The sequence below is a fragment of the Synechococcus sp. R5-12 genome, assembly GCF_047502655.1.
Taxonomy (GTDB): Bacteria; Cyanobacteriota; Cyanobacteriia; order Thermostichales; family Thermostichaceae; genus Thermostichus.
The window spans coordinates 1-20,094 of the sequence record NZ_JANSIM010000075.1; the positions used below are offsets into that span (position 1 = coordinate 1).

The following is a 20,094-nucleotide window of genomic DNA, read 5'->3' on the forward strand; positions in this document are numbered from 1 at the left end:
TGCCCTCACCCCCAGCCCCTCTCCCAGAGGGAGAGGGGAGTTAGTAACCGGAGCGGCGCAGCCGTTGGATAAAAAATCCATCCCGATCCTGCCGGTGGGGCCAGATGAGCAGGGGATCCCCTTCAGCAGCCCAATTGGGGTGGCTGTCGAGAAAGGCTTGAATGATCTCCTCGTTTTCGGCAGGGTGCAGCGTGCAGGTAGCGTACACCAACACCCCGCCCGGCTTAAGCCAACGGGCTGCCACCTGCAGAAGCTGAGCTTGCAGGTGGGCCAATTCAGGGATCCGCTCTGGGGTTTGTCGCCAGCGAGCGTCAGCATGGCGGTGCAGGGTTCCCAAGCCGGAGCAGGGGGCATCCAGCAGTACGCGGTCAGCACTCTGCCAGGGGGGCAAGGGAGGGGGGGGTAAGGACTCCGTCCCGCTGACGCGATCGGCAGCAGCGCTCAGGGATAACAGGTCGATGGCCAGGGAACGAATCGAGGTCAAGCCCAAGCGATGGGCATTTTCCTCTAGGCGCCGCAGACGGTGGGGGTGACGATCCAAAGCCCAAATCTCCCCTCGATCCTGCATGTGTTGGGCTATTTGGGTGGTCTTGCCGCCCGGAGCAGCGCAGCAGTCGATCACCCGCTCTCCCGGCTGGGGATCCAGGCAATGCACCACCTGCTGGGCACTGGCATCTTGAACGCTCCACCAACCCTGGGCAAAGCCGGGCAGGGCCGTGATGTCGCCAGCATGATCCTGAAGTCGCAAGGCACCCGGCACCTCGGAGATGGGGAGGGCAGGGATCCCTGCTTCTGCCAGGGCTTGGATGACCCTGTCTACCTCTGCCCGCAGCGGGTTAACCCGCAGATCTAGGTGGGGCGGTCGGTTGAACCAGGCGCACAACTGCTCGGCTTCTGCTGGCCCCAGCTGCTCCCACCACAGACGCACCAGCCAGTCGGGAAAGCTGTGCCGGATCCCCAAAGCCTGAATTGGGTCGGCTGGCAGAGTGTCCTCGAGGGGCTTGAGGGGATCCTTCTCTGGCTGATCCAACACTTGCCGCTGGTAGGCGCGCAAGATGCCGTTCACCACCCCTGTCAGGGATCCCAGCCCCATCTGGCGGGCCAATTCCACGCTGGTATGGATGGCAGCACTGGCCGGGATCTGATCCAAAAAAGCCAGTTGGTAGAGGCCGAGATGCAAAATCAGTCGCAAATCGGGGGGCTGCTTGTGGGCAGGACGCTGGGCAAAGCAATCGATCAAGGCATCGAGGGTGCGGCGACGGCGGGTAATGCCATACACCAGCTCGCTGACCAGATGCCGGTCGGCGGGGATCAGGCTGCTGTTGGCCAACAAATGCCCCAGAACCAGGTCGGCATAGGCGTTTTGGCGCTCGATTTTCTGCAAGGCCAAGAGGGCCAGTTGACGTGCGTTCATGGTCGCCCCAAAAGGTTTTCCCATTCTCCCCCCTGGGCGATACTGGAGAAGCCCCTAAGGGATCCCAATCATGCCTTACACCAGCGCCTTCTTAGAGGTGATCCCCGCCATCGACCTTCTCCAGGGCCACGCCGTGCGCCTCTACCAGGGGGATTATGCTCAGGCGGAACAGGTGGCCGATGACCCCATCCAGCAGGCCGAAGCTTGGGCGGCACAGGGTGCCCCTCGCCTGCATGTGGTCGATCTGGACGGAGCCAAAAGCGGGGATCCAGTCAACCTGCCCATCATTGAGCGCATTGTCCGCAGCCTGGCCATCCCGGTGCAGGTGGGGGGTGGGATCCGATCCCTTGAACGGGCGCGGCAGTTGCTGGAGCTGGGGGTGGATCGGGTGATCGTTGGCACCCTAGCCGTAGAGGATCCCGACACCCTGGAGGCTATGACCCAAGCCTTCCCCGGTCGGGTTTGGGTGGGGATCGACGCTCGGCAAGGGCAGGTGGCCACCCGCGGCTGGCTGAGCACCACTCCCCTGCGGGCTCCTGAGCTAGTGCAACGGGTGCAAGCCCAAGGAGCTGCCGGGATCATCTATACCGACATTAGCCGGGATGGCACCCTGGCCGGGCCCAATTTAGAACAGCTGCGCCAGATCCTAGCCGTCTCTCAAGTGCCTGTAATTGCTTCGGGAGGGATCGGCTCGCTGACCGATTTGCTGGCTTTGTTGAGCTTGCCCCGTTTGACAGGGGCCATTTTGGGCAAGGCCCTCTACTCAGGGGCGATCTCCTTGCAGGAAGCTTTGCGAGCAGTGGGGCCGGGCCGTTGGCAGGATCTGCCGCCGGAAACCGGATCCCAGTGGGCCTAGATGTCCACCTCGACGCCGAGCGGAAAGCAGCCTCAGCAATGCCATACTGGGCAAAATCGACAGGCAACTGCATGCAACCAACACTGGCCATCGGTGAAGGTTTTCCAAGACATTTTTGTTTTTTTGTTTTTCAGGTCATGTCCTTTCCCGCACTTCGCCCTGCTGTTCGAGCTTTACAACCCGAGTTGGTGACCTGGCGCCGCCACATCCACAAGTATCCCGAGCTAGGCTTCCAGGAGAAGCAAACCGCTGCTTACATCAGCCAGCGCCTGAAAAGTTGGGGGATCCCTCACCAGACCGGCATTGCCCACACCGGCATCGTGGCCACCATTGAGGGAGAGCAGCCGGGGCCGGTTTTGGCGCTGCGGGCCGATATGGATGCCCTGCCCATTCATGAGGCCAATGAAGTCGAGTACCGCTCCGCCATCCCCAACGTCATGCACGCCTGTGGCCACGACGGCCATACGGCCATTGCTATGGGCACCGCCAAGCTGCTGCAACAGCACCGTCAACACCTCAAGGGCACGGTCAAGGTCATTTTTCAACCTGCCGAAGAAGGCCCCGGCGGAGCCAAGCCCATGCTGGAGGCGGGGGTTCTGAAAAACCCGGATGTGGAAGCCATCCTCGGCCTACACCTGTGGAATAATCGCCCTCTGGGCACTATTGGCGTGAAAAGTGGCCCCTTGATGGCCTTTGCCGACCGCTTTCAGATTCAGGTGATCGGGCGAGGCGGACATGCTGCCCTTCCCCAACAAACAGTGGATGCCATTGTGGTGGGATCCCACATTGTCAATGCTTTGCAGACCATCGTCTCCCGCAGTGTGGATCCGCTGCAGCCGGCGGTGGTGACGGTGGGCCGCTTCCGGGCCGGCGATGCCTTCAACGTTATCGCCCCAAGCGCAGAAATTTGGGGTACTGTGCGCAGTTTTCACCCTGAAGTGGCCGATTTGATCCCAAAGCGCATGGAAGAAATCGTTGCCGGCATTTGCCAAGCCTACGGAGCCACCTATGAGTTTCGATTCGAGCGGGGCTATCCGGCGGTTTGCAACGATCCTGCTATGGTAGCGCTGGTGGAACAAGCTGCCCGCCAGGTGTTTGGCTCAGAGGCGAGGATCATCCCAGAAATGACCATGGGCGGCGAGGACGTCTCCTTTTTTCTCAACGAGGTGCCCGGCTGCTACTTTTTTTTGGGATCCGCCAACCCCGCCAAGGGACTGGACTATCCCCATCACCATCCCCGCTTTGATTTTGATGAAGCTGCCCTTGGCCTTGGCGTGGAGCTCTTCCTGCGCTGCATTGAGAACTACACCGGGCAAGCCTTGAGTTAGCGGGAAACCTCGGCTAGGGCCTGAGCAAGTCAGCGGATCCGCTGCCGGGAAGCAGCAAGGGCTTCATAGGTTCTGGGGTGGGACGGGTAGGGGCAGGATCCCCGTCGGTGGGAATGTAGAGGGGCGTTGGGTTGGGATCCCCACCGAAGGCCAGCACAAGGGCTTCCAGCAGGGCCTGTCGCTGTTGCCGGTTCAGGGATTGTACAACGGCTTTGTCTTGGGCGTAGGGGTTGACCGTGAGGCGGTCGGCACCGGGATACCGTTGGGCGATGATTGGCTCATTGGCATCAAAATAGTCCGCCAGCGTCAGTTGCCAGTCAAAGCGGTCGGTGGGGGAGCGACCAGCCACCTGCAGATGGTAAACCATCATCCGCCGCACCAAGGTATCTTCCTCAGGCGTAGGGCCGCCGTCATTGGGGTTAATGGGGGTGTAGACGTTTTCCAGCGGCAGATCCGGCAATGCCTCGTACACCCGCCGCGCCGCTTCGGGGATCAGCCGCAACTGAGCATAGGCAGGCCCGGATCCCAGTAGAACCGCAACGGCAATGCCCAGCAAACCTGGCAAAAGGGCTTGTTTCCTCATCCTGCTCGCCCCAAAACTTGTTTCTGTAAAATGAATTGTATTGCAATCAAGCAGTGGTTTCGGATTGTAGATTTGGCAGATTCAGCGATTGAGATCAGGCCACAGTTGGAGTTTTGGGCCATTGCTAATCAATGCTGAGTCCGTCCACCACCTGAGGTTGAGGACGCGGTTTGAGAGGGGCTGACTGAGCCAAGCGATCCCGTTGGTGGTGCTCTTGGGAATGCCTTTGCCAGAGGCCGAGAATATCCAACGTTTCGCCGCCATGCTGCGTATAACGCTTCCGCACTTTACATAACACGGGGGTATTGACGCACACACCGGAGACGATCACCTGACCTTTGCTCAAGGCGGGCAATTCCTGTAACAGATCCCGTCCGGCAGCTTCAACACTGTGACGCAGATTTTCTTGATCGGAAGGGTTGACAATTCGCATCAAAAATTGGCTCATGCATTGAGACAGAATATCCGAGTCCAACTTGCCAGGGCGTTGCGTGATCAGCCCTACTCCCAGTCCAAACTTGCGTCCTTCGCTGAGGATGGTGCGCAGCACCTGTTTGCAACGGGAAGGCTCGTGGGCAGGGGCAAACCGATGGGCCTCTTCCAGCAAAATAAAGACGGGATAAGGCAAGTAATTTTCGTCCCCCGGCTGGATCTTGCCTTTGTGGGTATTGATGCGAGCATAGTTGGCCTGGCGCAAGATGGCAGCAGCGATCACCTGCTGTTCTTCTTGGCTGATCTCATGCATTTGCAGGATGGTTACCTGCCCCGGCTCAAACAAGTCTTTGGGGGCCAGATGTTCTACATTGCTGAAATAAGGAGAGCGGTCGATCTGTTCTAATTTCCACTCCAAAGCGGCGGCTGAGGATCCTTGGGATCCATCCTCTGCGGAATCAGCCTCGTTTACGGCATCGATTAAATCCTGAATCGTCCAGCGGAGTGGGTTAAATTGAGTTGTTCTGCGGAAGGCTTTTTCCAGAAAAGATTTTTGCCGATCGCTGGTTTCCGGCAGCAGGGTCAGAATATCAAAGAAGTTAAGAGAAGATACACGAATCTTAATTTCCTGCGGTGAAAGAACCTTGACTTTGGGTCGGTATCCATCTTCCCCAAAAAACTTGGGGTGGGACTGCATTTCTGCCAGCGTGTGGTATTCCCCGTGGGGATCGAAAATGAGGACGGCAGCTCGGTTTTTGGGCAAAAGCAGCTCTTCAATCAAAACCCCTGCTGTATAAGATTTGCCGGATCCTGTCCCCGCCAAAATGGCCAGATGGGTGCTGACCATTTCCTTGACGTCCAGTACTACGGGCACTGCTCCCTCATCGCGCAACAACAGGCTGCCCAAGTGAGCACCCCCAATGGCTGTTTCATCTCGTTTGTTCAAAATTGATTTCAGCAGACGATTGGAGGCCAGAAAAACCTTGGCACCGGGATCCGGAGCGCGGCGGGGGTTAATAAAGCCCATCTTCTGATTGAAATAGCCGATGACCTCGACGGTAACCGCATAGATTTCCGGATTGGGATGGGTGAAGCCCACCAGAGCCACAATGGTGCTGGGATCGATTTCGGTATCGGCAAAGATGCGATCGGGAATGTGATCGAGGAGTTGAACCTGGCTAATTTTGCCCAAGATTTGCAGGGTTTGCGATTGGGGATCCTGGACTTCGTAATAGACGAAATCGCCCACCTTTACCGCTTGGGTATTGGAAGTGATGAAAATATATTGGTTGGAGGTTTCTCCAGGCCCTTTGACAGTGCCAATTACCTCTGGAGAGTCCTCAGTTGGAGAGAGGTTGGCTTCTGGGTAGTGGCCATTGACGGTGATTTTTTGGGGCATCAGCGCATCGCTCCTACAGTCATTTTCCAGGCCAGCTCTTTGCTTAAGATTTGCAGGGCTCGCCGTTGGGCTGGATCGGCAAACATCGGCGTAATGTCATTCAAGACTTGGTAGATTAAATGATTGGCAAAGTTGCCGCCACTACTCAGCAGCAAACCATAGTAGGAAAATTGGGTTTGACCTTGAGGATCCTGGTGAAAGCGCAGGATCTCTTCCCGGCTCATGCGAAAAACCGGCGTGTTTACAGGCACCACCACGCGTGGGATCCCTTGCCGGCCACAGCGGCGCTCTTCATCCAAGGCCCCGATTAAGACCACCGAGAGTAGCGTGCGCACCTCATTCTGCAGATCGGGGGAAAAATAGGGATCCGGCTGGCTGGAAAGGCGCGGCCCAGAATTGAGGAACATCGGATTCAGGAGTTGGGTATTGTAAACCAGACCTACAGCCCAGTGTCGCCGGTCGCTTTCTAGCTTGACAAAGCTGCCGAAGCCATAGTCATCAGGAGTCGGCGGATTTTTGACTTCTAAAGCATCGTCCACCTGCACCACATAATCACAGTGATTGTTGGAGCGAACTACCTTTCCCAATCTCATCGAACTCGTCTCCGTTGTAGTTTACTCACCGTTTTCCGAGATAGCCTCAGGTTCAGCTTCTCGCGAGCGGCCCAATCTTGCATGAGGCGTAAGAAAAGGTTGCGATCCTCATTGCGAATAACGGCTATTTGATCGGCTGTCTCCAGCACATAAGGATAACCTCGCCCAATCACCACCTCACAGCGAACCAGATCCACCAACCAGTCCAACAGTCCTGCCTCATAAACCCAAACGGGTATTTCCAAGCGGGCCGGAAAGTTGTCATTGGTGCGCAGGTAAACAAACCCCACTCGCTCCCGCATTTCTTGGTAGGAGTTGAGGATCCCATCTTGGGGGTTGAGGCTGCCGCCGCGGGCACAGATGAAAAAAGGCGTACGATCCCCCCACTCCAACCAGGGGCTGAGCAGTTGCGCATCGTGAAGCTGTGGAGCTTCGGGTAGGTCAAAACAATGCTTGAGCAACGTCACCAGATCGGAAGTGTAGGTGGTGTCTATGTAGGCCACGATGGGGATCCGGCTTTGCTCGCTGGCCCGCAGAAGCTGGAGCAAACACTGCACATAAAAGTCTTGGCTTTCTGGCTCAAAGACTTCGGCAAAAGTAGCCACCAGCGCCCCGTCCAAAAAGGCCAATTTTCGGGATCCCGGTTGAGATTTTTGAATGTATTCTACAAGTCTCTCGATTTCCATTTGAAAGCGGCGCATGTTAACCATTCGCTCTTTCGGTTCGCCGCTGCTGTCGGATCCCAGGTCCCTTGGAGTCAATACATCCACTTGGATGTCTTTTTCGTACAAGCCTGCTGCGCAGTGATAATTTTCATACCAGCCGATTTGCACCAGCGCCACCGGTATTGACAGATCTTTGCTGGGATAAATCTGGGATCCATCTACGGCAAAGGTGGGAATATTTTCAATGACCGACTTCGCCCAATCGCGGCTTTCTTCGTAATTGGCCCATTCCTGCTCAAAAGGGATCCTCCAATTGGAGTAGCGATCCCACTCCGCAGTAGGTAAAGCGCCTGGGAAAGGGAATGGAGCTATTTTTTCGGCAATCTCTAAGCTCGACCACTGGCGCAAGCTTTCCATAGCCTGCTTATAGTATTCTCTGCGCTCCGACAGCCTTTGATCAAAAGTGGCAAAGGCCTCCCGCTTTTGCTGCAACACTGCCAGGATCCGGTCGGCTCTAAACACCATAGGCGGGATCCCTCCCTACCGACTTGGATCCGGAGTGCCTTTCCACCCGAATAACATTTTCTGTCATTTGCTCAAAGGTATCGTCGTGGCTGATGACAAACAGCTGCTCAAAAGATCGCAGGTTGGTAATAGCCTCTGCCAGCCGCTGTCGCCGTTGGGTATCCATATTGGTGGTGGGCTCATCGAAAAAGGCAATATTTAGTTGTCCCAACACCTTGAGTAAAGCCAAGCGCACTGCCAAGGCCGCCGACATTTGCTCTCCCCCGGAAAGGCTGGCAAACCGTCGTTTGGGGCTGCCGGCTTCTTGAACGCGGATCTCATAATCGGCTTCCCAGGTCAGGGTGACGTTGGGACGGTTGAGAATTTCTCGGAAGAGGTGATCGGCAGTATGGTTGATCTGCTGCAGGTAGTATTGGGTAATTTGAGGGCCGGCTTTTCTATAGGTATCTCGGCTAAACTTGATAAAGCGGTGCAGGCGTTCTTTCTCAGTTTTTTCTGCCTCGACTTGCTTTAAGCTTGCCTTGGTCTGTTCCAATTGCCGCAACTTTTCCTCAATTTTGCTCAGTTGAGGAGCTAGGCTCTCCAGTCGGGCCTGGGCTTCGGCTTTTTGAATTTCGGTGGCCTGCAGAAGGGATCGAAGATGCTCATGCTCCTGCGGTCGATACAGAGCAGCTAAGGGATCCCGTGCTGCGCGAAGTTGGGAAAGCTGAGTTTGCAGTTGCTGCCGCTGGGCGTTTAGCTCGGCCAGTTCCTGTTCCCGTTGGGGAAGCAATTGGGCAATGGGTTCTGCCTGCAGATAGCGCTCGTGATCTAAACGGTATCGTTCGCGTTCTTCCTGCAGGGATCCCAGCTCTCGATCCAGATGCTCCGTTTGGCATAGGGCCTCCTCGATAGGGTTGAGTGCGGCCTGTAAATCCTGAAGCTGCTGCAGGCAGTCGGCCTGCATTTGTAAATACTGCTTTTCCTGTTTTAGCTCTGCTTTGAGCCGTTCGGCTTGACTTCTGGGATCCCCCAGTGCCCTTAGGGTTTCGGCGGCTTTTGCAATTTGGGCTTGCAGGTTATCTTTGGATCCCTCTGTTTGTTCCCAGCGGTCGATCTGGGCTTGTTTTTCTTGCTTGGCTTTCTGGATTTGATCTAGGGCCAACTGGGCCGCTTGGAGTTCATCTTGCCGTCGGGGCAAACTTTGGGCAAGAGGCTGCATGCGGATAAAGGTCTCGTAGTTGTTGCGGTGCCGGCCTTGTTCTTCCCGCAAAGCTGCAATTCTTTCATCCAGATCTGAAAGCGGTTGCAGCTGCTCTTCTAGGGCTTGTATCTGCTGTTGGAGTTGCTGAACATGGGCCGCTATTTGTTGATATTCTTGCTCAACCCTAGACTTGCGGCTGAGATCTCTTTCCAAGCGCTGGATTTGCCCTCTGGGATCCCCCAGTTCTTGCAGCGCCTGGCCAATTTCCTGTTGTTGCCGAAGGAAGGTGGGCTCAGCCTCAAGATCCCAGTGAAGATCATCAATTCTGCTTTGTCGTTCGGCCTGCAACTGCAGCAGTTGCTGAATTTGGGCTTGTAAATCGGGTATTTGTGCGGTTAGGCCGAGCAAGGGTTGCAAAGTCCTGAGTTGTTTTTGGATGTTGGACAACTGCTGACGAAGTTGGGGCTCGGAAGTTTGGGGAGCCAGATCCTGCAAAATCTGATGGATGGACTGGAGCAACTGTTGGCTGAGTGCTGAAGATCGAGTGAGTACCTCTGGGATCCGCTGCCACAGAGATTGAAGTTGGGGATAGTTGTGTCGCTGCGCTTCCAATTCGTCCAGAAGTTGCCGGATGCTGTGATGGTGTTGAGCCAATTGATCCGAGCCCTGCTCAAAAAGGGCTTGTAGCTCCTGTTGAAATTGACGAGCTGCGGCAATGCGGCTGAGCTGAGTTTGCAATCGCTCCTGTTGAGTTTCGAGCGCAGGAATGGCGGCTACCCGATCCAAATCCGCCTGCCGTTGTCTCAGTTGGAGCTGCAGTTGTTGCAATTGGACTTGGCCTTGTTCCTGCTCCGTTTCCCGTTGTTTGAGTTCAAGGCGCAGAGCCTGAAAGGAAGCCAACTTCTCGCCAAGTTGGGAGTGGCGCTGCTCCAGGGAGGCCTGCCGTTCACACAGGGGTTGCAGCTCAAGTTTTTCCGCCTCCATTTTTTGGAAGATCTGGAGTTGTTGCTGATATTCGGATCCCTGCAGCTCCAATCGATGCAGTTGATGTTGCAAAGTTTCCCGTTGAGCCAGTAAAGTTTGTCGGGTTCGCCGCAGCGCTTCCTGCTCTGCAATGAGGGTTTCCAACTGCAAATAACGGTTGTAGGTCAATTGATGCTGCCGACATATGGCCTGGGCCTGTTCAGCTTCTTGCACTCGGCTTTGTAGCAGTTGACAGCGCTCGGCGTGGGCTGTCCATTCTGCCTGGATCTGTTCCCATTCGCGGTGCAGGTGTAGCAACGTGTTGAGCTGTTGAGTCCAATAGGTCTGCTGACGCTCTAGCTCCTCTTGGGCCTGAATTTGCGGGGTTAGCTCCTCTAGCTCCTGCTTCCAGCGCTGCTGTTGGCTTAACTTTTCTTGAAGTCTTGCCAATTGGTTTTCGATATGCTGCTTTTGCGAGAGCAAAGCATCCCGCTGTTTCAGCCACTCCAAGCGTTGCTGTTGCTGTTTTTCCAGCTCCCGCAAGCGAGCTTCTGTGGCCAAAAAATGCTGAGATCCCTCCCAGTATTGCTGTTGCTGCGCTTGAGCTTGCCTGGCCTCTGCCCATAACTTTTCTGCCTGCTCAAGAGATACCTGAAGCAGGGATCCCTTTTGCTCCAGTTGGGCAATCTGGTGATCTAAAGTTTGGATTTGCTCAAGCCATTTCTCCAGTCGCTCGATCTCAAGCTTAACCTGATCCAGAGTGTGGATCGATTGACTCAAGCGCTCTTGCCAATAACTCAGTTCTTGTTGGATTTTCTGCCGCTCTGCTTGCAGCGGATCCCACTCCTGTAGCTGTTGGCGGAGCAATTCAATTTGATGATTAATGGCCTGAATCTGCGCCTCGCTGTATTTTTCGACCGCCAACAGGTCTTTGGCTACCTGCTGGTACTCTTCCACCTTTAAGATGCGATCGAAAACTTCTTTGCGATCTCGACCGGTTTTGAGAAAGTCTGCCGTGAAAGTCCCTTGGGGCACCCCAATCGTTGTGGCAAAGAGCCGCGCCAGGTCGGTACCGGCAGGTACGCCCAAATGTTGCCTCAGCCACGGCAGCACATCGGACTTGCGCTCATACTCTAGGCGCTGCTTCAGCTGGGGATCAAAGAGACGATATCCCTGCGTTACGCTGCGGCGAACATCGTAGGTGCGCTGATCCCATTGGGAGATAAATTGCACAGTCACCACTGCGTCGTTGGCCCCGGAGCGAATGATTTCTTCTTGGCTGTAGGGGCAGTAGTCGAACAAAACCCAGGCAATGGCTTCCAAAATGCTGGTCTTGCCCGCTCCGTTTTCTCCGCAAATGGCGTTAATACCTGGCTCAAACGTGAAGACGGCATCCTCATGAGATTTGAAGTTTTGTAAAGCGAGAGAGAGGATCCGCATAATCAGTCTTCTGCTCCCCAAAAAGCTCCCTTTAGGTGAGCATACACTTCCGATTCTCCTTGCCCATCCAAAACCTTTTCTTTAAGATCCAGAAGCAGCCGCGCTAGCTCTTCACTGCGTTTGCGGTAGTGGGCATGGCTGCTCAGCAGATCCCTGTAGATTTTCTCTTCGATTTGTAGCCTCTGCCCCTCTTCTTCCAAGGAAAGGGCAGCCGACCCGAGCTCTAAAGTATTGGCCTCAAAACGAAACAGAACCAGCAAGGCGCCGGTAAGCTGCTGAATTTGACACTGTAGGGCGCGGCTATCCAGCTCATGCTTGGCGAACCCCACCTGTCCCACCAGCCGCAACTCCACCATCGGCTCCATCTCACTTTCCTGAAAACGGGATCCCTTAGCCAAGGCAATGGCTGCTGCGGCAATCTGTTCGGGGGTTTCTCTGCCCTTGGCCTCCAGATAGAGCCGGCGGCGGGGCCGCTGATGGTAATCCTGCACCAACTCCGCTTGGGGTGGGCCATCTCCCCAGCGGACGCGATAGGCCCCCCGTTGGAAGTCCCATTCGGCAGTGCTGTTGGCCTCCAGGGATCCCGGGTTGAAGATCCACCCCCCCTCGGAATAGCTTTTGTGAATGTGTCCCAAGGCCAGGTAGCCCACTCCCGCCTCCCGCAAGGGCAACAGATCCCGGTAGCGCAAAGCGCCTTGGTAACGGGCAATTTGGCCTTCTAGACCGTGGTGGAACATCAACACCACCCGTTCTGGGCCGGGGGGCAACCGTCGAATGGCCGCCGCCAACTGCTCAATCGACCTGGGAGCTGCCGATCCGTACCACTGGGATCCAATCACCCGCACCCCACAGGGCAGGTCTAGGTAGCCCCCCCGCCCACCCGCCCAGGGACGCAACTCCAGGCCCTCTTCCCCTGCTTCCGGCTCCAGCAGGATCAACTCCCCGTGATCGGCTAAGTACCTCAGCCAACTGGTTTTCACGCCATAGGGACGGTTGTCGTGGTTGCCCTCGATGGCCAACACCGGGATCCCGGCCTGTTGCAGCTCCCGCAAGACGATCTGGGCTTGGTTGAGAACGCCGGGCTGAATCTGCCGATGCTCGAACAGATCTCCGGCGATGAGCACAAAGTTCACCGGATCCTGAATGGCATAGCGCCGGACAACATCCCGAAAAGCCAAAAAGAAGTCCTTGCTCCGCTCCGGGCTGTCGTAGCGGTCATAGCCCAGATGCACATCGGCCAGGTGTAAAAATGTGCAGGTTGAGCAGGCCATCCCCAGAGCACCTCGGCAAATTGTCCACAGTTTAGCAAACCCATCTTGTTCCCTACCCAAGATATAGGGATCCCTTCCTCTTAATCATCGGGTTCGCCCCGGCTATCTCCACTAGGGGTAGGTGCCGGCTGAGGATCTGAAATGGGCAGCTGCCCTGCCATCCAGAACGGCGAGAGTTCCCTAAGTGGAATTGATCAAATCCGCAATATTGTGCTTCATCTTGTTGCAAATGTTATCGAGGGGCAGATCATTGGGATCCCGGCCGAAGGGGTTTTCAATTTCGATGCCGATCTCTTCAACGCCAAACAACATAAAGCTCAGCCATCCCACAATGGGGCCGGTCATCCAACCCAAACCTTCCACCATCTGAAACGGCAAAGATAAACAGTAGAGCAATAACAACTGCTTCAAGTGCAGGGCATAAGCCATCGGCATTGGGGTCATGAGAATGCGCTCGCAAGCCCCCAGCGCATCCACCATGCTGTTGAGCCGCTCCACCATGATCGTGAGCTGGTAGACCTCAACGCGGCCCTTTTGGTATTGGCGCTGCAGATAATCTCCAATCCAAAAGGCAATTTGCAAGGGGGGGTGTTTGAGGCTTTGGAGACGTTGCAACTGCTCCGGGCTGAGCAGGGGCTGAATCTCATCCAGCAGAGGTTCCTGGCGCAGGTGCTGCTTCATGGCCATGGCAAAAGCGGGCAATAGATATAGAGTTTGGATCTTCTCTTCCCGGTCGCCGGGCTGCTTTTCTTCAATGGCTACCCAAATCAAGCGGGCCAAATTGCGCACGTCATTCACCACGGATCCCCAGGCTTTCCGCCCCTCCCAGAACCGTTCGTAGGCGGTGTTTGTCCGAAACACCAGCATCAAACCCAAAACGATGTTGGGCACAAACGCCACCAACGACGACAGCGCCAGGGGCAGCCCCAGCTTATACAGAACCGAAACCAGCACCCCGGCCAAGCCGCAGATAAAGGCGCGGGGAAGCACTGCCGGTACAACCGATCCTTGCAACTGCAGGGCCAGTCGAAACCAACGCAGCCCCTCTCCTGCAAGATACTTGCGAAGAACCATAGTGCAGCGTCGGCAAGCTTGCCCTCTAATCCTACAGCCTGCCGCCCAAGAGGGGATCCCTTGCCCGACCATCCTGAAAAGCGACGAGGGTAGCCTGTTAGAGATTTTTCAGTTCGAGATTCTGTAAATGTCAAGCAATGCCCAGGCAAACTTCACGAACAACTTCCAGAACCCGAAGGTACTGTGGTACACTCTCAGCCAAGCAACAAATTCAACGCCGTTCTGCGATACCTCGACATGGCTGGAGTCCTCAAGCTCGACATTCAGGAATCGGCTGAAGAGCTCAAATCCCTACTAAGCAAGCAGTCTACACCGACCGGGAAGGAGCGGGTTCAAGCTCTTTACCTGCTCAAGATTGGGAAAGTCAAGACGATGACAGGCTTGGCTGAAATTCTGGGGCGGGACATCTCAACGATTTTTCGATGGTTTCAACGCTACAAGGCCAGGGGGCTAGAGGGCATGTTGACGGTGCCCCGCAACCAAGGGCGCAAACCCCTCATCCCCAAGCCGGTTTTGGAAATCCTCAAGCAGGAGCTGCATCAGCCTGGCCGATTCCGTACCTACAGCGACATTCGCGAATGGCTGCGGGAAACGCACGGTGTGGATGCCTCCTATAAGGTCGTTCACGAAACGGTTCGCTACCGTCTTAAGGTGCGCTTGCGGGGATCCCATGCTAAGCGGCGCAAAAGCGGGAGACAAGCCCCCCAGTTATCCCCCAATCTCTCCTGATCATGGCTGGGCGGCAGGGATCCAGAAACTGCTCTGCAGCAGAGGCGGGCCTGTGGGGGATTCGCTTCCTCCTGCCGGTTCAAGGGTGACGAGAAGGCGGGTCGGCTGCTCAGAATGGATGGGTTGACTGAGCCACTGCAGGGATCCTTCCCCGTTGACGGCAAAAGTGCCGGCGTTTTCCAGCAGTCGTCCCCCTCCCTGGACATCCGACTCCAGCCACAGTTGATAGGTGCTCCCTGGGGGGGCGGGAGCCATCTCCGAGGCCAAGAGCAGCACCTGCTTGGCATGGGGCGACCAGAGGGCTTGCACCAACAGGGGAGTGCTGAAGCTGGGATCCCGCAGCAGGGTTCGCTGCACTTGCGGCTGTCGTTGCCACTCTTGATAGAGCTGTTGAAGCGCCGCTGACTCTCCCTCGATGGGGGATCCCCACTGCCAGCGCAGCCGCCAGTAGGCCGCTGTTATGGCTACCGCGTAGATCCCCAGCACTGCCAGGCTGCCCCAAAGGAGACGTCGCGGCCCCAGAGGGGCTGAGGTTTGAATGGAGAGGGGGGCAGGTAGCCAAGCCCAACGCCGCAGCCGTTCCCTAGCCTGAAAGGCTGTCAACTCGTAGAGCCACAGAGCCACCGAGCGATCCCGCTGCAGGTCAAAGGCATTGGCGTGTTTCCAGCAGAACTCGAACACCTGCCGCACCACCTCTTCCGCCTGGTGAGGTTGCTTGAGAATGGCCAAGGCAATATCCAGCAGGCGCTTCTGATAGCGATCCTTGAGCAAAAAGTGGCTGCGGCGATCCCGCAGTTGGATCTGGCGCATTAACTGGAAATCGGTCAGCTCAGCCATACACCTCTGGGGCATCCGATGAGCCTATCCGGGCTGATTTTGGCTCAGCCGGTAGCGCCGGGCCGGGAAACTTTCCAGAACTATACACTAGCCCTGGATCTGGCTCCCTTGCGAGCTGACTTTACTTCTGATCGAAGCCGGCTTGGATCCCCCCTCTCAACAGTTCCGGCAGCAGGCCCCTTGCAGGAGTTGGGATCCCACCCCTCTCCGCGACCCTCAGGCGGCATCCTTCTCCACCACCTTCTCCACCTTTTCCGTGCCGGCAGGCTCGTCATCGCTGCTGGGGTTGTTCATCTCTTGTTTGAAACTCCGCAACGCTTTGCCAAAGGCGCTGCCCAACTCCGGTAGCTTCTTGGGGCCAAACACGACCACCGCGATCACCCCAATCACGGCCAGCTCTGGCAGGCCCATGCCGAAGATGCTCACGGCCAGGATAGGTTCGCTCGGCAGCAGGATAGTCATAAGTCCCCAAACCCTGAAAGGTAGAACAGACGGATCAACCCAGATTCTAAGGGGTCAATCCATCCCACTCTAACAAGTTCTTCTCCCATGCAGAAAGGGATCCTTTGGCAAGGACTTCTCCCAGCCTACCCCCGGCCTACTCAAGACATAGGATGGTGCTATCCCTTGCCCGATGTTTTTGTTCAGAACAAGCCATGCCTGTCCCCTACGATATTGTGGTCATCGGCGCCGGTGCAGCGGGTTTGGTGGTGGCCAGCGCTGCTGCCCAACTGAAGGCCAAGGTGCTGCTGGTGGAAGGCAGCGACCGCCTGGGCGGAGATTGTCTCTGGTATGGCTGTGTGCCCAGCAAAGCCCTTCTTCACGTGGCCCATACCGTCCATCGGATGCGCCAGGCGATTGCTGCCGGTTGGGTGACTCTCCCCGGCCCAGCAGGGATCGCGGTGGATTACCTCAAGGTGTACGAACACATTCGCTCTGCCCAGAGCTACATCGCCAACCACGCCGATTCGCCGGATCGCTTCCGCCAACTGGGGGTGGAACTGGTGTTTGCCAAGGGCCGCTTTGTGGATGGGCGCACCTTTGAGGTGGCAGGACGGCAGGTACAGGCGCGGGCTTTTGTCATCGCCACCGGATCCCGTCCTTGGGTTCCCCCCTTGCCGGGCTTGGCCGAGGCGGGCTATCTGACCAACGAATCGATCTTTGACTTGACCCGCTTGCCCAAATCGGTGGCGGTGATAGGGGCGGGGCCGGTAGGCTGCGAGTTGAGCCAAGCTCTGGCCCGTCTGGGATCCGAGGTGACCCTCATTGCCAGCCGCGAGCGCATCTTGCCCAAGGAGGATCCCGAAGCCGCCCAGGTGGTGCAGCAACAGTTGACCCAAGATGGGATCCGCATCCTCACCCGGGTACGCGCCACAGCAGTCGGCCAAGAGCAGGGGGCAAAGCTGCTTTACCTAAAGGCCAATTCCGGGGCAGGCACCGCCGCTGCAGGTGATCAAGTGATCCGTGCAGAAGAGATTTTGGTGGCCGCCGGTCGGATCCCGAACGTGGAAGGGCTGGGTCTAGAAGCCGCCGGCGTGCAGTACACCCCCCAAGGGATCCAGGTAAATGCCAAGCTGCAAACCCGCAATCCCCGCATCTACGCCTGTGGGGATGTCATCGGCGGGCCGCAATTTACCCATGTGGCGGCCTACGAAGCGGCAGTGGCCCTGGTCAATGCCCTGTTTTTCCCCCTCAGCCAAGCGCGTTATCGCGTCATTCCCTGGGCCATCTTCACCGAGCCGGAGCTGGCCCGTGTGGGCCTCACCGAAAGCGAAGCCCGGCAGCAATACGGCAAGGATGTGGTGGTGCTCAAACAGGAGTTTGCCGATGTGGATCGGGCCCAGGCAGAAGCCGCCCCCCTGGGCTTTGCCAAATTGATCTGTCGACGCAACGGCCAGATTTTGGGGGCGCACCTGGTGGGATCCCAGGCGGGAGAGCTGATTCATGAAGTGGTTTTGGCCATGAGCCGGCGGCTGCCCGTCTCTGCCCTGGCCGGGATCCACATCTACCCCACCCGCTCGGAGGTGAACGCCAAGGCGGCCCTGCAGCACCGCAGGCAACAATTGGCCACCAACCCCCGCCTGCAGAACTTCTTGCAGGGATTCTTTGCCTGGAGGCGGGCCTGGAGCTGACAGCGCAAACTGGGGGTCGGCCACCGCTAGACTAGAATGGTCATTTACTGAGGGTTCCCGATGGGCTTTCTCCTGTCTGCCGAACAAGTGGGTCAGTTTGTTTCCAACCAATGGCAGGATCCCTATGCCGTTTTGGGCCCCCAGCAGATAGAAGAGGCCGGGAAATCCTTTGGGTTGGTGCGCGCCCTTGTGCCCAATGCTCGGCAGGTTTGGCTGGTGGAACGCGCCACCGGACAGGCTTACCCGATGCAGCCGCTGCACCCGGAAACGCTATTCGAGCTGCGCTTTGAGCCGGGAACCCCTCTGCCGGACTATTTTTTGCGGGCCCAACGGGTCTGGGATCCCCAAGGGGAACACTTGGAAGAATGGGAGGATCCCTACCGCTTTCCCTTGGAGAAGGTCAACCACATTGGCGAGCTGGATCGCTACTTGTTCAACGAGGGGAATCACCACCGCATTTACGACAAGCTGGGCGCCCATCTCATCACGGTGGATGGGGTGAAGGGGGTGCATTTCGCCGTCTGGGCTCCCAACGCCCGCAACGTCAGCGTTATCGGCGATTTTAACCACTGGGACGGGCGTCAACACCAGATGAAGCGGCTGGGCGAAAGCGGCATCTGGGCGGTGTTCATCCCCGGCATAGGGCCAGGCGCCATCTACAAGTACGAGGTGAAAACTTCCTGGGGGGATATCTACGAAAAATCGGATCCCTATGGCTTTCAACAGGAGGTGCGCCCCAAAACCGGCTCCATCGTAGCCGACCTCAACACCTACACCTGGCACGACCAAGCCTGGCTAGAAAAACGCGCCGCCACCGATCCCCTGCGCTCGCCGATTTCGGTTTATGAGGTGCATCTGGGATCCTGGATGCACGCCTCGGCTGAAGATCCACCTGCCGAAGGGCAAAGTGTGCTGGTGGACCAAAAGCCCAATACTCGCTTCCTCACCTACCGCGAGCTGGCGGACAAGCTAATCCCCTATGTGAAGGAGCTGGGCTTTACCCACATCGAGCTGTTGCCGGTGGCAGAACACCCCTTCGATGGCTCTTGGGGCTATCAAGTGATTGGCTACTATGCCGTAACATCCCGCTATGGATCCCCGCAAGACTTTATGTATTTTGTCGATCGGGCTCACCAAGCCGGGATCGGCGTGATTGTCGATTGGGTGCCCGGACATTTCCCCAAAGATGGGCATGGGCTGGCTTTTTTCGACGGTACTCACCTGTACGAATACGCCGACCCTCGCAAAGGCGAGCACAAAGGTTGGGGCACTTTGGTCTTTAATTATGGCCGCAACGAGGTGCGCAATTATCTGGTGGCCAATGCCCTTTTTTGGTTCGAGAAATACCACATCGATGGGATCCGGGTGGATGCGGTGGCCTCGATGCTTTATCTGGATTATGACCGCAAAGAGTGGATCCCCAACCCCTACGGCGGGCGGGAACACCTCGAAGCCATCGACTTTTTCCGGCAGCTCAATACCCTCATTTTCAAATACAACCCCGGTGCGCTTTCCATTGCCGAAGAATCTACCGCTTGGCCGATGGTAACTTGGCCGACCCATGTGGGCGGGCTGGGCTTCAACTTGAAGTGGAACATGGGTTGGATGCACGACATGTTGGATTATTTCCACATGGATCCCTGGTTCCGCCAGTTCCATCCCCATTTGGTCACCTTCAGCCTCATGTATGCCTTCAGCGAAAATTACATGCTGGCCTTTTCTCATGATGAGGTGGTGCATGGCAAGAGCCACATGTTGGGCAAAATGCCGGGGGATCATTGGCATAAGTTCGCCAGCCTGCGGGCTTTATACGGCTACATGTTCACCCACCCTGGCAAGAAAACCTTGTTCATGAGCATGGAGTTTGGCCAGTGGAATGAGTGGAACGTTTGGGCAGATCTGGACTGGGGGCTGCTGCAGTATGAACCCCACGCCAAGTTGCGCCACTACGTGGCCAGCCTGAATCACCTGTTGCGCTCCGAACCTGCCCTGTACACCCAAGACACCAAACCGGAGGGGTTCCGCTGGATCGACTGCAGCGATCATCGCGGCATCGTTTCCTTCATCCGCTATGGGGAGGATCCCAGTGAGTGGGTGGTGGTGGTTTGTAACTTCACGCCGGTGGTCTGGCCCAATTACCGCATTGGGGTACCGGAACGAGGTTTTTATCGAGAGCTGCTCAACAGCGATGCTGTGGAGTTTTGGGGCAGCGGGGTAGGCAATTTGGGGGGCAAGTGGACAGACGACTGGGCCTACCACAACTTGCCCTACTCCCTCGAGCTCTGCCTGCCGCAACTTTCTACCTTGGTGCTGAAATGGCAGCCGCCGCAGCCGGTCGAGTCCCAGAATTGACACCCTGCTGGCTTCCTTCCGCCGCACTGGGAGGACGGGTCTGGAGACTTCGTTTTTTGGCCATTTGTAGTCCTTTCAAGCTGGATTGAGACAATCCCCAAGCGCTCCATACCGCTTCCGAGATCACCCCCAGTCCTCTTCCCAGAGGGAGAGGGGAGTTGGGAAGCAATGGGATGGAAATGTTTCATTTCGTTTCATTCTTATTTAAAATGACTGTGGGCGTGGGTGCAGTGTTCTAGTTTGAATCGAAATGACCATAAGGCAGACATAACTGAGTGCTACGGGCAGGTTTTTTCTGAGAGGATTTCAGCAATGGCC

Annotated in this window: 15 protein-coding genes; 5 read left to right on the forward strand and 10 right to left on the reverse strand. The window is 56.7% G+C overall.

The features are described from left to right. Nucleotides 1–40: 40 nt before the first annotated feature. Complete coding sequence (locus tag NW843_RS04595) at nucleotides 41–1,414, reverse strand: 16S rRNA (cytosine(967)-C(5))-methyltransferase (RefSeq protein ID WP_414522238.1); 1,374 nt, start codon at nucleotides 1,412–1,414, stop codon at nucleotides 41–43. Between the two features lie 70 nt (nucleotides 1,415–1,484). On the opposite strand from NW843_RS04595, the gene hisA reads away from it, so the two are divergent. Together hisA and NW843_RS04605 are read left to right on the forward strand one after the other, a co-directional pair. After that, entirely contained in the window at nucleotides 1,485–2,270 is a 786-nt protein-coding gene (gene hisA / locus NW843_RS04600) for a 1-(5-phosphoribosyl)-5-[(5-phosphoribosylamino)methylideneamino]imidazole-4-carboxamide isomerase (RefSeq protein ID WP_414424241.1), read from the forward strand. Between the two features lie 137 nt (nucleotides 2,271–2,407). Then, nucleotides 2,408–3,598, forward strand: coding sequence for a M20 metallopeptidase family protein (locus NW843_RS04605; RefSeq protein ID WP_414522239.1), 1,191 nt, complete (start codon nucleotides 2,408–2,410; stop codon nucleotides 3,596–3,598). Between the two features lie 13 nt (nucleotides 3,599–3,611). On the opposite strand, the gene NW843_RS04610 is transcribed toward NW843_RS04605, so the two are convergent. The 7 genes from NW843_RS04610 to NW843_RS04640 all read right to left on the reverse strand — a co-directional run bounded on the left by NW843_RS04610 (nucleotide 3,612) and on the right by NW843_RS04640 (nucleotide 13,726). Continuing rightward, complete coding sequence (locus tag NW843_RS04610; RefSeq protein ID WP_414329892.1) at nucleotides 3,612–4,181, reverse strand: hypothetical protein; 570 nt, start codon at nucleotides 4,179–4,181, stop codon at nucleotides 3,612–3,614. A 124-nt stretch (nucleotides 4,182–4,305) separates the two neighbouring features. Then, nucleotides 4,306–6,012 (reverse strand): ATP-binding protein, encoded by a 1,707-nt coding sequence (locus NW843_RS04615; RefSeq protein WP_414522240.1) that lies wholly within the window; start codon nucleotides 6,010–6,012, stop codon nucleotides 4,306–4,308. After that, complete coding sequence (locus NW843_RS04620; protein WP_414341843.1) at nucleotides 6,012–6,605, reverse strand: hypothetical protein; 594 nt, start codon at nucleotides 6,603–6,605, stop codon at nucleotides 6,012–6,014. Before NW843_RS04620 ends, NW843_RS04615 begins: the two co-directional genes overlap by 1 nt. Continuing rightward, nucleotides 6,602–7,795, reverse strand: coding sequence for a DNA double-strand break repair nuclease NurA (locus NW843_RS04625; RefSeq protein WP_414522241.1), 1,194 nt, complete (start codon nucleotides 7,793–7,795; stop codon nucleotides 6,602–6,604). The genes NW843_RS04620 and NW843_RS04625 overlap by 4 nt, the downstream gene beginning before the upstream one ends. After that, nucleotides 7,785–11,381, reverse strand: coding sequence for an AAA family ATPase (locus NW843_RS04630; protein WP_414522242.1), 3,597 nt, complete (start codon nucleotides 11,379–11,381; stop codon nucleotides 7,785–7,787). The genes NW843_RS04625 and NW843_RS04630 overlap by 11 nt, the downstream gene beginning before the upstream one ends. Before the next feature lie 2 nt (nucleotides 11,382–11,383). Continuing rightward, nucleotides 11,384–12,652, reverse strand: a complete 1,269-nt coding sequence (locus NW843_RS04635) for a metallophosphoesterase family protein (protein ID WP_414522243.1) — start codon at nucleotides 12,650–12,652, stop codon at nucleotides 11,384–11,386. 180 nt (nucleotides 12,653–12,832) lie between these two features. After that, the gene (locus tag NW843_RS04640; RefSeq protein WP_414330414.1) at nucleotides 12,833–13,726 is read right to left on the reverse strand and encodes a bestrophin family protein; all 894 of its coding nucleotides are present in this window, start codon (nucleotides 13,724–13,726) and stop codon (nucleotides 12,833–12,835) included. A 237-nt stretch (nucleotides 13,727–13,963) separates the two neighbouring features. On the opposite strand from NW843_RS04640, the gene NW843_RS04645 reads away from it, so the two are divergent. Then, nucleotides 13,964–14,455, forward strand: coding sequence for a helix-turn-helix domain-containing protein (locus NW843_RS04645; RefSeq protein ID WP_414522244.1), 492 nt, complete (start codon nucleotides 13,964–13,966; stop codon nucleotides 14,453–14,455). Here the strand turns inward: NW843_RS04645 and NW843_RS04650 are convergent, their stop codons facing one another. Both NW843_RS04650 and tatA read right to left on the reverse strand, forming a co-directional pair. Beyond that, nucleotides 14,456–15,292, reverse strand: coding sequence for an anti-sigma factor domain-containing protein (locus tag NW843_RS04650; protein WP_414522245.1), 837 nt, complete (start codon nucleotides 15,290–15,292; stop codon nucleotides 14,456–14,458). 216 nt (nucleotides 15,293–15,508) lie between these two features. Then, nucleotides 15,509–15,754, reverse strand: a complete 246-nt coding sequence (gene tatA / locus NW843_RS04655; RefSeq protein WP_011433563.1) for a twin-arginine translocase TatA/TatE family subunit — start codon at nucleotides 15,752–15,754, stop codon at nucleotides 15,509–15,511. 194 nt (nucleotides 15,755–15,948) lie between these two features. Here tatA and NW843_RS04660 point away from each other — a divergent pair, with 194 nt between their 5' ends. Together NW843_RS04660 and glgB are read left to right on the forward strand one after the other, a co-directional pair. Beyond that, the gene (locus tag NW843_RS04660) at nucleotides 15,949–17,424 is read left to right on the forward strand and encodes a dihydrolipoyl dehydrogenase family protein (RefSeq protein WP_414522246.1); all 1,476 of its coding nucleotides are present in this window, start codon (nucleotides 15,949–15,951) and stop codon (nucleotides 17,422–17,424) included. Between the two features lie 60 nt (nucleotides 17,425–17,484). Beyond that, complete coding sequence (gene glgB / locus NW843_RS04665; protein ID WP_414522247.1) at nucleotides 17,485–19,776, forward strand: 1,4-alpha-glucan branching protein GlgB; 2,292 nt, start codon at nucleotides 17,485–17,487, stop codon at nucleotides 19,774–19,776. Nucleotides 19,777–20,094 lie beyond the last annotated feature (318 nt).